Below are 240 nucleotides of genomic sequence, written 5' to 3' on the forward strand. Positions count from 1 at the left end.
CCGCTCGGCGACGACGGCCGCGGCCATGACGGCGTTGTCGTCGACCACCGCCGTCGGCGGGACCGCGCGCGCCAGCAGTTCCCGGGTGCGCGCCAACCCGCCCTGGGAGGTGTCGTCCGAGACCAGGACCGGTTGCGGCGCACCGAAGACGGCCGTCGTCACCTCGCCCCCGACGACGTCGCGACGACGGGTGTGCAGGAACTCCCGCGGCCCGCTGACCCGGGCGACGTCGTCTGGGGC

At 76.2% G+C, this 240-nt stretch carries 1 pseudogene; it reads right to left on the reverse strand.

The features are described from left to right. Positions 1–240: pseudogene (locus tag AC0I8G_RS26140) on the reverse strand (LacI family DNA-binding transcriptional regulator); the annotation flags it as partial.

The sequence above is a fragment of the Kineococcus sp. AC630 genome (genome assembly GCF_979255925.1).